Source organism: Micromonospora sp. NPDC004551, assembly GCF_040609975.1.
GTDB lineage: Bacteria > Actinomycetota > Actinomycetes > Mycobacteriales > Micromonosporaceae > Micromonospora.
Window position 1 is genome coordinate 1 of sequence record NZ_JBEXLM010000062.1, and the last position, 15,855, is coordinate 15,855.

Here is a 15,855-nt window from a genome sequence, read left to right on the forward strand (position 1 = left end):
GCGACTGGGTCGACCCGGCCACGATGACCGCCGACTACTGGTACGACAACCTGCGCCGGACCGTCCGGTTCGACGCGGCGGTCCGCACGGCCGTCGCCGCCGGGCACACCACGTTCGTGGAGATCAGCCCGCACCCGGTGCTCACCATGCCGGTCACCGCGATCCTCGACGATCTCGGCGTCACCGGCCACACGCTCGGCACCCTGCGCCGCGGCGACGACGACCCGACCCGGCTGCTGACCAACCTGGCCACCGCACACGCCCTCGGCCTGCCTGTCGACCTCGCCACCGTCCTCCCCGAAACCGACACCGTCGAACTGCCCACCTACGCCTTCGACCGGTCCCGCTACTGGCCCGGCGCCGCCCCCGGTGGCCCCGCCGCCGAGGAGAGCACGGGTGGCGCCGACGCCGCCTTCTGGGCCGCCGTCGAACGGGAGGACCTCGCCGCCCTCGCGGAACTCACCGCCCAGGACGCCACCGAGTCCCTCGAACGCCTCGGCGCGGCCCTGCCCGTCCTCGCCGGCTGGCGCCGGCAGCAGCGCGAGCACTCCACCCTGGACGGGCTGCGCTACCGCGGCGTCTGGCAGCCGTACGCCGGCACACCCCTCGCCGTCCTCTCCGGGACCTGGTGGGTCGTCGCCGACGAGCGCCGCGCCGAGGAAGGCGGGGCGGCGGTGGCCGAGCTGACCCGCCGGGGCGCGGACGCCCGGCTGGTGCCGCTGCCCGACGCCGCCGCGGACCGGGCCACCGTCGCCGCCCACCTGACCGCCACCACCGGCGGCGAGCCCGTGCACGGCGTGCTCTCCCTGCTCGCCCTCGCCGACGCCCCGGTCGACACCACCGAACCGGTACCGCCGTTCCTCAGCCGCTCCCTCGCGCTGGTACAGGCCCTCGGCGACCTCGACGTGGCCGCGCCGCTCTGGTGCGTCACCCGGGGCGCCGCCGGCACCACCCGGGGCGGTGACGCCGGCCGGCCGGAGCAGGCCCTGCTCTGGGGACTCGGCCGGGTCGTGGCGCTGGAACACCCCGAGCGTTGGGGTGGCCTCGTCGACCTGCCGGCCACCCTCGACGAGCGCGGCTGGGACCTGCTCTGCGCCGCGCTGTCCGGGCTCGACGGCGAGGACCAGCTCGCCGTCGACGGCGCCTCCCTCCTGGTCCGCCGCCTCGTCCCGGCCCCGGGCGGCACCGGCACCGACGACCCGACCCACCCCGGCACCACGCTCGTCACCGGCGGCACCGGCGCCCTCGGCGGGCAGGTGGCCCGCTGGCTCGCCGGCCGCGGCGCCGAGCACCTGCTGCTGGTCAGCCGCCGCGGACCGGACGCGCCCGGCGCCGCCGAGCTGGTGAAGGAGCTCACCGAACTGGGCGCGCGGGTCACCGTGGCCGGCTGCGACGTGGCCGACCGCGCCGCCCTGGCGAAGCTCCTCGACGAAGTGCCCGCCGAGCTGCCGCTCACCGCCGTGGTGCACGCCGCCGGCGTCCTGGAGGACGGGGTGCTCGACGGCCTCACCACCGACCGGATCGCCGCCGTGCTGCGCCCCAAGGTGCTCGGCGCGCTGCACCTGCACGAGCTGACCGCCGACCGGGAGCTGCGCGCGTTCGTGCTCTTCTCCGCGCTGGCCGGCCAGCTCGGCGCCGCCGGACAGGGCAGCTACGCCGCCGCCAACGCCTACCTCGACGCGCTCGCCGAGCAGCGGCACCGGCAGGGCCTCCCGGCCACCTCCGTCGCCTGGGGACCGTGGGCGGCCGGCGGGATGGCCGCCGCCGACCCCGCCGTCGAGGAACGCCGCCGCCGCGCCGGAGTCACCCGGCTCGACACCGATCTCGCTCTGGCGGCCCTGGCCGGCTGCGTGGCCCGCCGCGAGCCGGTCACGCTGGTCGCCGGCATCGACTGGGCCCGGTACGTGCCGGGGTTCGTCGCCGTGCGGCCCAGCCCGCTGCTCACCGGCGTCCCCGCCGCGCGCCGCGCCGCCGCCGAGCGGGCCGACGACACCGAAGCGTCCGCCGAATCGCTCGCCGCCCTGCTCGCCGGGCAGACCGAGGCCGAGCGGCGCAAGACGCTGCTGGAACTGGTCCGCGGCCAGGCCGCCGCGGTGCTCGGGCACGCCTCGACCGACGCCGTCGAACCCGACCGGGCCTTCCGGGAACTCGGCTTCGACTCGCTGACCGCCGTGGAACTGCGCAACCGGCTCAGCGCGGCCACCGGCGTCCGGCTGCCCGCCACGGTCGTCTTCGACTACCCGACCGCCGCCGCCCTCGCCGAGTACGTGCGGGCGGCGGTCGTCGACGGGGGAGTGGTCGGCGCGGCGCCGGTCTTCGGCGAACTCGACCGCCTGGAGGCGGCGCTGGCCGGCTCGGCACCGGACCGCAGCGCCCGGAACCGGATCACCGAGCGGCTGCGGGCGCTGCTGGCCTCGCTCAACGAGGCGGACACGCCGGGGGACGGGGACACCGTCGCCGAGAAGCTCCAGGACGCCACCCCGGACGAGGTCTTCGACTTCATCGACCGCGAGCTGGGGGTGTCCTGACGTGATCGCTGCCGGTTCGGGTCAACACAAGGAGTGGGCGGTCCATGGCTGACGAGGCGAAGCTTCTCGAATACCTCAAGCGGGTCACCGCCGACCTGCACCAGGTGCGGCAGCGGCTGCGCGAGGTGGAGGCCGGCGAGCAGGAACCGGTCGCCATCGTCGCCATGAGCTGCCGCTTCCCCGGCGGCGTCCGCTCGCCCGAGGACCTGTGGGAGGTGGTCGCGTCGGGCCGGGACGTCATCAGCGACTTCCCCGCGGACCGGGGCTGGGACCTCGGCGCGCTCCACGACGGCGACCCGGAACAGGCCGGCACCTCGTACGCGCGCCGGGGCGGTTTCGTGCCCGACCTCGCCGACTTCGACCCCGGCTTCTTCGCCATCTCACCGCGCGAGGCGCTGGCCATGGATCCGCAGCAGCGGTGGCTGCTGGAGACCTCCTGGGAGGTGTTCGAGCGGGCGGGCATCGACCCGCACACCCTGCGCGGCAGCCGGACCGGGGTCTTCGCCGGCAGCACCGGCCAGGACTACGGCAGCGTGCTCATGGGCGCCGCCGACGGCCTGGAGGGCCACCTGATGACCGGCAACGCCGGCAGCGTGATGTCCGGCCGGATCGCCTACACCTTCGGCCTGGAGGGGCCTGCCGTCACCGTCGACACCGCCTGCTCGTCGTCGCTGGTCGCCCTGCACCTGGCCGGGCAGGCGCTGCGGCAGCGGGAGTGCGGCCTGGCCGTCGTCGCCGGTGTCACCGCCATGTGCACGCCGGCCGCGTTCGTCGAGTTCTCCCGGCAGCGCGGCCTGGCCGCCGACGGGCGGTGCAAGGCGTTCGCGTCCGCCGCCGACGGCACCGGCTGGTCCGAGGGCGTCGGCGTGCTGCTGCTGGAACGGCTCAGCGACGCCCGGCGCAACGGCCACCCGATCCTCGCCGTGGTCCGCGGCAGCGCGGTCAACCAGGACGGCGCCTCCAACGGCCTGAGCGCCCCCAACGGACCCGCCCAGCAGCGGGTGATCCGGCAGGCCCTGGCCAACGCCGGTCTCGCCGCCGGCGGCGTGGACGTGGTCGAGGCGCACGGGACCGGCACCCGGTTGGGCGACCCGATCGAGGCGCAGGCGCTGCTGGCCACGTACGGGCAGGACCGGGGGGACGCCGCGCCGCTGCTGCTCGGCTCGGTCAAGTCGAACCTCGGGCACACCCAGGCCGCGGCCGGCGTCGCCGGGGTGATCAAGATGGTGATGGCGATGCGGCACGGCGTCGTCCCGCCCACCCTGCACGTGGACGCCCCGACCCCGCAGGTCGACTGGGATGCCGGCGCCGTCGAACTGGTCACCGAGCCCACCCCGTGGCCGGCGGTGGACCGGCCCCGCCGCTCGGCGGTCTCCTCGTTCGGGGTCTCCGGCACCAACGCCCACACCATCCTCGAACAGGCCCCCGAGCCGGAGGCCGCGCCGGCCGACGCCGCCCCGGCGGCCGACCGCCCGGTCGTACCGGTGGTGGTGTCGGCCCGCGACGCCACCGCACTCGCCGCGCAGGCGGGCCGGTGGGCCGCCCGGCTGGACGCCGACCCCGACCTGCGGGCCCTGGACGTGGCGTTCTCGTCGGTCAGCGCGCGGGCCACCCTCGACCGGCGGGCCGTGATCGCGGCGACCGGCCGCGACGACCTCCTCGCGGCGCTGCGGGCGCTCGCGGCCGACGCGCCGTCGGGCGCCGTGGTGGCCGGGCAGGCGGCCGACCGGGGACCCCTGGCCGTGCTCTTCTCCGGCCAGGGCGCGCAGCGCGCCGGCATGGGCCGCGAGCTGGCCGCGGCGTTCCCGGTGTTCGCCGCCGCCCTGGACGAGGTGTGCGCGCACCTGGATCCGGTGCTGCCGCGGCCGCTGCGGGAGGTGCTGTTCGCCCCCGAGGGCTCGCCCGAGGCGGACCTGCTGGACCAGACCGAGTTCACCCAGGCCGGCCTGTTCGCCGTCGAGGTGGCGCTGTTCCGGCTGGTCGAATCGTTCGGCATCGTGCCGGACCTCGTGGGCGGGCACTCGATCGGCGAGGTCACGGCGGCGTACGTGGCCGGGGTGCTGTCCCTGGCGGACGCGTGCGCCCTCGTCGCGGCCCGGGGCCGGTTGATGCAGGCGCTACCGGCCGGTGGCGGCATGCTCGCGGTCGCCGCACCCGAGGACGAGGTGGCCGGGTCGATCGCCGGCCTGGCCGGGGTGGGCGTCGCCGCCGTCAACGCGCCGTCCGCGGTGGTCGTCTCCGGCGCCGTCGACGTCCTCGACGAGGTCGAGCGGATCTGGCGCGAGCGCGGCGCCCGGACCCGCCGCCTGGCGGTGAGCCACGCGTTCCACAGCCCGCTCATGGAGCCGATGCTGGCCGGGTTCCGCACCGCCCTGGAGGGGCTGACGTTCTCGGCGCCGCTGCTGCCGATCGTCTCCAACCTCACCGGCACCCTCGCCGACCCCGAGGAGATCCGCACCCCCGACTACTGGGTCCGGCACGTCCGCGAGGCCGTCCGGTACGCCGACGGCGTCACCGCCCTGGCGGCCGCCGGCGCGCGGACCTTCCTGGAGATCGGCCCGCGGAGTGTTCTGACCGCTCTCACCGCCGACGCGCTGCCCGACGACGAGGACCTGCTCGCCGTCGCCGTCCAGCGCAAGGACCGGCCCGAGCCGCACGCCCTGCTCGCCGCCCTCGCCGACCTGCACGTGCACGGCGTCCCCGTCGACTGGGAGCCCTGGTTCGCCGGCACCGGCGCCCGGCGGGTCGACCTGCCCACCTACGCCTTCCAGCACCGGCGCTACTGGCCGGAGTCGGGCGGCGGGTGGGCCGGTGACGTCACCGCGGTCGGCCTGCGGCCCGCCCGGCACCCGCTGCTCGGCGCGGCCGTCGGCGTCGCGCACGCCGAGGGCTTCCTGTTCACCGGGCGGCTGGCCCGGCGTACCCACCAGTGGATCGCCGACCACGTCGTCTTCGACACCGTGCTGCTGCCCGGCACCGGCTTTGTCGAACTCGCCCTGCAGGCCGGCGCGCACGTCGGCGCGGACCACGTCCGGGAGCTCACCCTGGAGGCGCCGCTCATCCTGCCGGAGACCGGCGGCGTCGACATCCAGCTCTGGATCGGGCCGGCCGACGAGACCGGCTGCCGATCGGTGTCGCTGCACTCCGCACCGGACGGCGAGCCGGCCGACGGCGAGCGCGCCTGGACCCGCAACGCCAGCGGCGTATTGGCCGCCGGGCCGGCCGCGCCGGGCGGGCCACCCGGCTGGTCGGACCTGGTCGCCTGGCCGCCCCCCGGCGCCACCGAGGTCGGCACCGACGACCTGTACCCGAACCTGGCCGCCCAGGGCTACGACTACGGCCCGTCCTTCATCGCGCTGCGCTCGGCCTGGCGGCGCGGTGACGACCTCTTCGCCGAACTGGCGCTGCCCGAGACGCCCGCCGGCGAGGCCGACGCGTACGGCCTGCACCCGGCGCTGCTCGACGCGGCGCTGCACACCCTCGGCCTCACCCCGGCCGGGGGCACCCCGGCCGGCGTGACCGTCCCGCCCGGGCACGGCCGGCTGCCGTTCTCGTGGAACGATGTCGCCCTGCACGCCGCCGGCGCGGTGGCGGCCCGGGTCCGCGTCACGCACACCGGCACCGACAGCATCTCCCTGCTGCTGGCCGATGTCACCGGCACCCCGATCATCTCCGTCGGCTCCCTCGTCCTGCGGCCGGTCTCCGCCGACCAGCTCCGGGTGGCCGGGGGCGGCGACACCGAGTCGCTGTACCGGATCGAGTGGGCGCCGCTCGCCCCGGCGGCCGCCCCGCCGGCCGTCGGCTGGGCGGTGCTGGGCGACGACGCCGGCCTCACCGACGCCCTCGCGGCCACCGGAACGGCCGTGGCGGCGTACCCCGGGCTGGACGCCCTGGCCACGGCGCTGGACGGCGGCGCGGACGTGCCCGGCGTGCTGGTGGCGCCCTTCCTCGACGCGGGCGGGCCGGCCGACGTGCCGCGGGCCGTGGCGGAGACCACCCACCGGGCGCTCGACGTGCTCCAGCGGTTCCTCGCCGACGACCGGTACGCGGCGTCCCGCCTGGTGGTGCTGACCCGCGGCGCGGTCGCCACCGCCCAGGACACCGACCTGACCGACCTGGCCGGCGCCGCCGTGATCGGCCTGCTGCGGTCCGCCCAGTCGGAGAACCCCGACCGGTTCGTGCTGGTCGACGTCGACGACGTGGCCGGTTCCGCCGCCGCGCTGGTGCCGGCGGTCGCCACGGACGAACCGCAGGTCGTCATCCGGTCCGGCGTCGCGACCGGTGCCCGCCTCAGCCGGGTCCCGGCCCGGAGCGAGCCGCCCGCCGCCGCGTTCGACGGCGACGGCACCGTCCTGATCACCGGCGCCACCGGCACGCTCGGGCAGCTGATGAGCCGGCACCTGGTGGCGCGCCACGGCGTCCGGCACCTGATCCTCACCAGCCGGCGCGGCCGGTCCGCCGCCGGGGTCGCCGAACTCTGCGCCGACCTGGAGGCGCTGGGCGCCACCGTCACCGTCACCGCCTGCGACGTCGCCGACCGGGCCGCCGTCGCGGACCTGCTCGCCGCGATCCCGGCGGCGCACCCGCTCACCGCCGTCATCCACGCCGCCGGTGTCCGCGACGACGGCGTGATCTCCTCGCTCACCCCGGAGCGGATGGACGGCGTCCTGCGGCCGAAGGTGGACGCCGCCTGGAACCTGCACGAGCTGACCGCCCACCTCGACCTCACCGCGTTCGTGTCGTACTCGTCGCTCGCGGCCACGGCCGGCGGCCCGGGCCAGGGCAACTACGCCGCCGCCAACGCGTTCCTCGACGGGCTGGCCCACCACCGCCGGGCCCGCGGGCTGGCCGCGCTCACCCTCGCCTGGGGCCTCTGGGCCGACCGCAGCGGCATGACCACCGAGCTGGACGACGTCCACCTCAACCGGATCTCCCGCTCCGGCGTGGCCGCCATGGAGGCCGAGGAGGGTCTGGCCCTCTTCGACGCCGCCTGCCGCACCCCGGAGGCGGCGCTGGTCCCGGCCCGCCTCGACCTCGCCGCCATGCGGATGCAGTTCGCCGGCGTCGTCCCGCCCCTGTACCGGGCGCTGATCCGCGGCGGCCGCGGCGCGGCGGCGGCCCCGAACACGGGTGCGTCCCTGGTGCGGCAGCTCGCCGCGCTGGGTGACGCCGACCGGGTCGCCGCCCTGGTCGAGATCGTCCGCGGCCAGGCCGCCGCCGTGCTCGGCTACCCCGATCCGGCCGCCATCGAGCCGCGCCGGGCGTTCAGCGAGTTCGGGTTCGACTCGCTCACCGCCGTCGAGATGCGCAACCGGCTGAACAACGCGTTCGGCATGCGCCTGCCCGCCACCCTGGTCTTCGACTACCCGAGCCCGCACGACCTGGCCGTGCACCTGGGTGCCGAGATCGGCGGCACCGCCGTCCCGGCCCGTCCGGTGACGACCGCCGTGGCCGTCGCCGACGACGAACCGCTCGCCATCATCGGCATGGCCTGCCGGCTGCCCGGCGGGGTGTCGTCCCCGGCTGAGCTGTGGCGGCTGGTCGCCGACGGGGTCGACGCCGTGACCGACCTGCCCACCGACCGGGGCTGGGACCTGGACACCCTCTACAGTCCCGACCCGGACGCCCCCGGGACCTTCTACGCCCGCGGCGGCGGCTTCCTCGCCGGCGTCGACCGGTTCGACCCGGGCTTCTTCGGCATCAGCCCGCGCGAGGCCCTGGCCATGGACCCGCAGCAGCGGCTGCTGCTGGAGACCACCTGGGAGACCTTCGAGTCGGCCGGTATCGACCCGGCGGCCGTGCGCGGCAGCAGCACCGGCGTGTTCGTCGGCACCAGCGGCCAGGACTACGGCTCGCTGCTGGCGTACGCGCCGGAGGAGACCTCCGGCTACGCGCTCACGGGGATGACGAGCAGCGTCATCTCGGGCCGGGTGGCGTACACCTTCGGGCTGGAGGGCCCGGCGGTCTCGCTCGACACCGCCTGCTCGTCCTCCCTCGTCGCGCTGCACTGGGCCGGCCAGGCGCTGCGCCGGGGCGAGTGCGACCTCGCCCTCGCCGGCGGCGTCATCGTGATGGCCACCCCGACCGCGTTCGTGGAGTTCTCGCGGCAGCGCGGCCTGGCCGCCGACGGGCGGTGCAAGTCGTTCGCCGCCTCGGCCGACGGCACCGGCTGGTCCGAGGGCGTCGGGCTGCTGCTGGTCCAGCGGCTCTCCGACGCGCGCCGGCAGGGCCGCCACGTGCTCGCCGTGGTCCGCGGCTCCGCGATCAACCAGGACGGCGCGTCCAACGGTCTCACCGCGCCCAACGGGCCGTCGCAGCAGCGGGTGATCCGGCAGGCCCTCGCCGCGGCCCGGCTCGCGCCGTCCGAGGTGGACGTGGTGGAGGCGCACGGCACCGGCACGACGCTGGGCGACCCGATCGAGGCGCAGGCGCTCATCGCCACGTACGGGCAGGACCGCGGCGTCGGCGGGCCGCTGCTGCTCGGCTCGATCAAGTCGAACATCGGGCACGCGCAGGCCGCCGCCGGGGTGGCCGGTGTGATCAAGATGGTGCAGGCGATGCGGGCGGGCCTCGTGCCGGCGACCCTGCACGTGGACGAGCCGTCGCCGCACATCGACTGGTCGGCCGGAGCGGTGGAGCTGGTCACCGAGGCCCGGCCGTGGCCGGCGGTGGACCGGCCCCGGCGGGCGGCGGTGTCGTCGTTCGGCATCTCCGGCACCAACGCGCACGTCATCGTCGAGCAGGGTGACGAGCCCGCCGCTCCGGTCCCGTGCGGCACCGGCCTGGTCGACGCCGGCGTGACGGTGTGGCCGGTGTCGGCCCGGTCGCGCGGCGCCCTGGCCGGGCAGGCCGCCCGGCTGGCCGCGTACGTCCGGGAGCACGGCGACGTGGCGCCCGCGGCGGTGGGCTGGTCGCTGGCCACCACCCGGTCGACCTTCGACCAGCGGGGCGCGGTGGTCGGCGCGTCGGTCGAGGAGCTGCTGTCCGGCCTGGACGCCCTGGCCGACGGCACCCCGTCGGCGAACGTGGTGGCGGGCACGGCGTCGGGTCACGGCGCGGGTCCGGTGTTCGTGTTCCCCGGTCAGGGTGCGCAGTCCGCGCGGATGGCGGCGGGCCTGGTGGGCCGGACGCCGGTGTTCGACGCGAAGCTGGCGGAGTGCCAGGCGGCGCTGGCGCCGTACCTGGACGTGGATCTGGCCGCGGTGCTGACCGGTGACGACGAGTCCTGGTTGGACCGGGTCGAGGTCGTGCAGCCGGTGCTGTGGGCGGTGGGGATGGCCCTTGCGGCGGTGTGGCAGCACACCGGTGTGACCCCGCAGGCGGTGATCGGGCACTCGCAGGGCGAGATCGGCGCTGCGTGCGTGGCGGGGATCCTGTCCCTGGACGACGCCGCGAAGACCGTCGCGCTGCGGTCGCGGGCGCTCGCGGTGCTGCGCGGCACGGGCAGCATGGCGTCGATCGACCTGCCGGCGGAGGAGCTGGCCGCGCGCCTGGACACCGCTGGCGTGCCCGCGACGGGCGACGGCGGCTCCTTCGCGGGTGTCGGGATCGCTGCGGTCAACGGCCCGGCCACCGTCGTGGTATCCGGCCCGCCGCAAGCCGTGGCCGACCTGGTCGACGCCTGCCAGGCCGACGGGATCCGTGCCCGCCTCATCCCGGTCGACTACGCCTCGCACTCGCCGTCGGTGCAGGAGGTCGCCGAGCGGCTCCGCACCGACCTGGCCGGCGTCGCCCCGCAACCGGGGCACACCCGGCTGGTGTCGACGCTGACCGGGCAGTGGGTCGACCCGGAGACCATGACCGCCGACTACTGGTACGACAACCTGCGCCAGACCGTCCAGTTCGACGCCGCGGTCCGCGCGGCCGTCACGGCCGGGCACACCACGTTCGTGGAGATCAGCCCGCACCCGGTGCTCACGATGCCGGTCACCGCGATCCTCGACGACCTCGGCGTCACCGGGCACACGCTCGGCACCCTGCGCCGCGGCGAGGAAGACCCGGCCCGGCTGCTGACCGCCCTCGCCACCGCACACACCGCCGGCCTCCCGGTGGACCTCACCGCGGTCCTCGCCGAGACCGGTGCCGTGGACCTGCCCACCTACGCCTTCGATCAGCAGCGGTTCTGGCTCGATCCGCCCGCGCACCGGGCGCAGGACGTCGCCTCCGCGGGTCTCCAGGACGCCCGCCACCCGCTGCTCAGCGCCGCGGTCACCTTCCCCGACAGCGAGCGGATGGTGTTCACCGGGCGGCTGTCGGTGCGTACCCACCCGTGGCTCGGCGAGCACCGGGTGATGGACGCGATCCTGCTGCCCGGCACCGCCTTCGTGGAACTCGCCGCCCACGCCGGCGAGCAGGCCGGCGCGCCGGTGGTGGAGGAGCTCACCCTGCTCGCCCCGCTGGTCCTGCCCGAACTCGGCTCCCTGCAGGTGCAGCTCACCGTCGGCGAGCGCGACGAGACCGGCCGCCGGGGCGTGCAGCTGCACTCCCGTCCGTACCGCGACGGGTCGGACGAGATCCTCGCCGACGTGGCCTGGACCTGCCACGCCACCGGCCTGCTCGCGCCCCGGACCACCGAACCGCCCGCCTTCGACCTCGGCGTCTGGCCGCCGCCCGGCGCCACCCCGGTGGAGTCCGACGCCTTCTACGCCGGCATCGAGGCCACCGTCTTCGGCTACGGCCCGGTGTTCCGCGGCCTGCGTGCCGCCTGGACCCGCGGGGACGAGGTCTTCGCCGAGGTGGAACTGCCCGCCGACCACCACGCCGAGGCCGGTCGCTTCGGCATCCACCCGGCGCTGCTCGACGGCGCGTTGCAGGCCATGTCCATCGGTGGCTTCCTCGGCCGGATGGGCGACGGCGCCGACGCCACCGTGCCCCGGCTCCCGTTCGCCTGGACCGGGGTCACCCTGCTCGCCGCCGGCGCCACCGCCCTGCGGGTGCGCGTCGCCGCGGCCGGCGAGATCGGCGTCACCTTCCAGGTCGCCGACGCCACCGGAGCCCCCGTCCTGCACGCCCGATCGCTGATCATGCGGCGGGTCACCGGTGACGCCCTCGGCGCCGCCCGCTCCGGCCGGCACGAGGCGCTGTTCCAGGTGGACTGGCCGGCGGTGCCCGTACCCGCCGGGCCGGTCCCCGCCGCCACCCGGTGGGTGGTGCTCGGTGACGACCTGGCGCTCAGCGCCGCCGGCGAGGCGGCCGGCGCCCGGGTCCGCACGGACCTCGACCCCGACTCGTTCGCCGACCTGCTCGCCGGGGGCGAGGCGGCGCCCGAGGCGTTGATCGTGCCGGTCGGCGGAAACGCCACCGACGTCGACGAAACCGTCGCGGACGCCGAGGTCGCGGCGCGGGCCCGCGCCACCACCCACCGGGTCCTGCACACCGTGCGGGCCTGGCTCGCCGACGAGCGGTTCGCCGACACCCGGCTGGTGCTGGTCACCCGCGACGCCGTGGCGGTCGGGGAGCAGCCGGTGATCGATCTGCGGCAGGCTCCCGTCTGGGGCCTGCTCCGGGCCGCCCAGCTTGAACACCCCGGCCGGCTCCAACTCGTCGACCTCGACGCCGACCCAGACAGCGCCGCCCTGCTCGCCGCCGCGATCGGCGCCGGCGAACCGCAGGTGGCCCTGCGCGCCGGGCAGGTACGCGTCCCGCGTCTCGCCCGGGTTCCGGCCGCCCTGGAGCCGCTGCCCGGCGGCGTCGACCCGGACGGCACCGTGCTCATCACCGGCGGCACCGGCGTCCTGGGCCGGCTGCTGGCCCGCCACCTCGCCACCACCCACGGCGTGCGGCACCTGCTGCTCGCCGGCCGGCGGGGCGCGGCCGCCGACGGCATCGGCGACCTGGTCACCGACCTGGCCGCGGCCGGGACGGAGGTGACCGTCGCCGCCTGCGACACCGCCGACCCGGACGCCCTCGCCGCACTGCTGGCCGGCATCCCCGCCGCGCACCCGCTCACCGCCGTCGTGCACGCGGCCGGCGTGCTCGACGACGGCGTGCTGGAGTCGCTCACGCCGGAACGCCTCGACGCGGTCGCCGTGCCGAAGATCGACGCGGCCTGGCACCTGCACCGGCTCACCGCCGACCGGGACCTCGCCGCGTTCGTGCTCTTCTCCTCGGCCGCGGCCACCCTCGGCAGCGCCGGCCAGGCGAACTACGCCGCCGCGAACGCCTTCCTCGACGCGCTCGCCGCGCACCGGCGCGCGCGGGGGCTGCCCGGCATCTCCCTCGCGTGGGGGCTGTGGGAACAGGCCAGCGGCATGACCGGCCACCTCGGCGACGCCGACGTGCGGCGGATGGCCGAGCAGGGCGCCGGGGGGCTCCCCACCGAGCAGGCGCTGCACCTGTTCGACGCGACCTGGCGGTTGGACGCGGCGGCCGTCGTACCCGTGCGGCTCGACGTCGCGGCGCTCCGGGCGCAGGCGGAATCCGGGGCCCTCGCCCCGATCCTGCGTGGCCTGGTCCGAGTGCCGCTGCGGCGCTCGGCCGACGCCGCCGGCGCCGGAACCGGCGGGGTGCCGCTGGGCCAGCGGCTCGCCGGCCTGGCCGACCCGGAGCGGCGCAAGGTGGTCCTCGACGTGGTCCGGGCGAACATCGCCGCCGTCCTCGGCCACGCCGGCGCGGACGCCGTCGATCCGGGGCGGCTCTTCACCGACCTGGGCTTCGACTCGCTCACGGCGGTCGACCTGCGCAACCGTCTCAACACCCTGTCCGGGCTGCGGCTGCCCGCCACGCTGGTGTTCGACTACCCGACGCCGCAGGCCCTCGCCGAGAAGCTCGCCGGCGAGATCGCCGCCGACGCGGCCCCCTCCACCCAGCCCCTCTTCCAGGGCATCGACACCGTGGAGACCCTGCTCACCACCCTTCCCCTCGACGCGGTGACCCGGGACCGGTTCACCGCCCGGATGCGCGACCTGCTCGCCAAGGCCACCGACCTCGCCGGCCCGGCGGCCGAGCCGGAGCGGCCCGACCTCGACGCGGCCAGCGACGACGAGATCTTCGACTTCATCAGCAAAGAGTTTGGAATCTCCTGACATGACCGAACCGCGGATCGAGGCAGGTGCGAACCGATGAGCGACGACGACAAGCTCCGGTACTTCCTCAAGCGGGTGACCGCCGACCTGCACGACACGAAGCGCAAGCTGCAGACCGTCGAGGCCCGGGACCAGGAGCCGCTCGCCATCGTGTCGATGAGCTGCCGCTTCCCCGGCGGCGTGCGGTCCCCGGAGGACCTCTGGGACCTCGTGGCCGACGGCCGGGACGCGCTCACCGAGTTCCCCGACGACCGGGGCTGGGACCTGGAGTCGCTCTACGACCCCGACCCGAACACGCCGGGCAAGAGCTACACCCGGGTGGGCGGGTTCCTCGACGGCGCCGGCGACTTCGATCCCGGCGTGTTCGGCATCTCGCCGCGCGAGGCCCTGGCCATGGACCCGCAGCAGCGGCTGCTGCTGGAAACCTCCTGGGAGGCCGTCGAACGGGCCGGCATCGACCCGCTCTCGCTGCGCGGCAGCCAGACCGGCGTGTTCGTCGGGGTGACCACCTCGAACTACGGGATGGGCCTGCCGCACGTGCCTGAGGGCGTCGACATGTACCTCGGTACCGGCAACACCACCAGCGTCGCCTCCGGCCGGATCTCCTTCACGCTCGGCCTCAACGGCCCCGCCGTCACGGTCGACACCGCCTGCTCGTCGTCGCTGGTCGCCCTGCACCTGGCCGTGCACGCGCTCCGCCGCCGCGAGTGCGACCTGGCCATCGCCGGCGGCGTCACGGTGATGGCCACCCCGGGCGTCTTCGTCGTCTTCTCCCGGCAGCGCGGCATGTCCGTCGACGGACGGTGCAAGGCGTTCGCGGCCGGCGCCGACGGCACCGGCTGGGGCGAGGGCGGCGGCGCGGTCGTGGTCGAGCGGCTCGCCGACGCCGAACGCAACGGCCACCCCATCCTCGCCGTGATCCGCGGCAGCGCCCTCAACCAGGACGGCGCCTCCAACGGCCTCACCGCCCCGAACGGCCCCTCCCAGCAGCGGGTGATCCGGGCGGCCCTGGCCAACGCCCGGCTCGGCGCCGCCGACGTCGACCTGGTCGAGGCGCACGGCACGGGCACCACCCTGGGCGACCCGATCGAGGCGCAGGCCCTGCTCGCCACCTACGGCCAGGACCGCCCCGCCGACCGGCCGCTCTGGCTGGGCTCGGTGAAGTCGAACATCGGCCACACGCAGAGCGCCGCCGGGGTCGCCGGCCTGGTCAAGATGGTGATGGCGCTGCGGCACGGCGTGCTCCCGGCGACCCTGCACGTCGACGCGCCGTCCCCGCACGTCGACTGGTCCGCCGGGGCGGTGGAGCTGGTCACCGAGAACCGGCCGTGGCCGGAGCTGGACCGGCCCCGCCGGGGCGGCGTCTCCTCGTTCGGCGTCAGCGGCACCAACGCCCACGTCATCGTCGAGGAGTACCGACCGGCCGCCACCGAGCCGGCCGGCGAGGAGACCGCCCCGCCGGCCGCGCGCCGGCCGGGGCTGCTCGCCGCCGGCCCTTCCCTCTGGCCGGTGTCCGCCCGCTCGGCGGCCGCCCTCGCCGGCCAGGCCGCCCGGCTCGCCGGGTACGCGCGGGAGCAGGAGACGGTCGACCCGGCCGCGGTGGCCTGGTCGCTGGCCACCACCCGGTCCACGTTCGACCGGCGGGCCGTCGTCGTGGGCACCGACCTGCCCGAGCTGCTGGCCGGCCTGGACGCCCTGGCCGCCGGCGAACCGGCCGGCAACGTCGTCACCGGTACGGCGTCCGGCACCGGCCCGGTCTTCGTCTTCCCCGGCCAGGGCGCGCAGTCGGCCCGGATGGCCGCCGGGCTGGTCGGCCGCTGCCCGGTGTTCGACGAGCGGCTGGCCGAGTGCCAGCGGGCCCTGGCGCCGCATCTCGACGTCGACCTCGTCGCCGTGCTGACCGGTACGGACGAGTCGTGGCTGGACCGGGTGGAGGTCGTCCAGCCGGTGCTCTGGGCCGTCGGCGTGGCCCTCGCCGCCGTGTGGCGCGCCGCCGGCGTGGTGCCCGACGCGGTGATCGGCCACTCGCAGGGCGAGATCGCCGCCGCCTGCGTGGCCGGCATCCTGTCCCTCGACGACGCGGCCCGGACCGTGGCGTTGCGGTCCCGAGCCCTGGCCGCGCTGCGCGGCACCGGCACCATGGCCTCGGTCGACCTGTCCGCCGACGCGGTCACCGAACGCCTCGACGGGTTCCCCGGCGTCGGCGTGGCGGCGGTCAACGGTCCGGCCACGGTGGTGGTGTCGGGTCCGCCGCAGGCCGTGGCCGGCCTGGTCGAGGCCTGTCAGGCCGATGGTGTGCGTGC

At 76.5% G+C, this 15,855-nt stretch carries 3 protein-coding genes; all 3 read left to right on the plus strand.

Going from position 1 to position 15,855, the window contains the following annotated elements:
* The coding region (locus ABZW14_RS33845) for an SDR family NAD(P)-dependent oxidoreductase (protein WP_355355209.1) at positions 1–2,528 on the plus strand (2,528 nt) is incomplete at its 5' end.
* Between the two features lie 44 nt (positions 2,529–2,572).
* Positions 2,573–13,552 (plus strand): type I polyketide synthase, encoded by a 10,980-nt coding sequence (locus ABZW14_RS33850; protein ID WP_355355212.1) that lies wholly within the window; start codon positions 2,573–2,575, stop codon positions 13,550–13,552.
* A 36-nt stretch (positions 13,553–13,588) separates the two neighbouring features.
* The coding region (locus ABZW14_RS33855) for a type I polyketide synthase (protein ID WP_355355215.1) at positions 13,589–15,855 on the plus strand (2,267 nt) is incomplete at its 3' end.

Bases quoted from the DNA above. Each gene is read 5' to 3' on its own strand.
- ABZW14_RS33850 (WP_355355212.1), top strand. From the start codon at position 2,573: ATGGCTGACGAGGCGAAGCTTCTCGAATACCTCAAGCGGGTCACCGCC.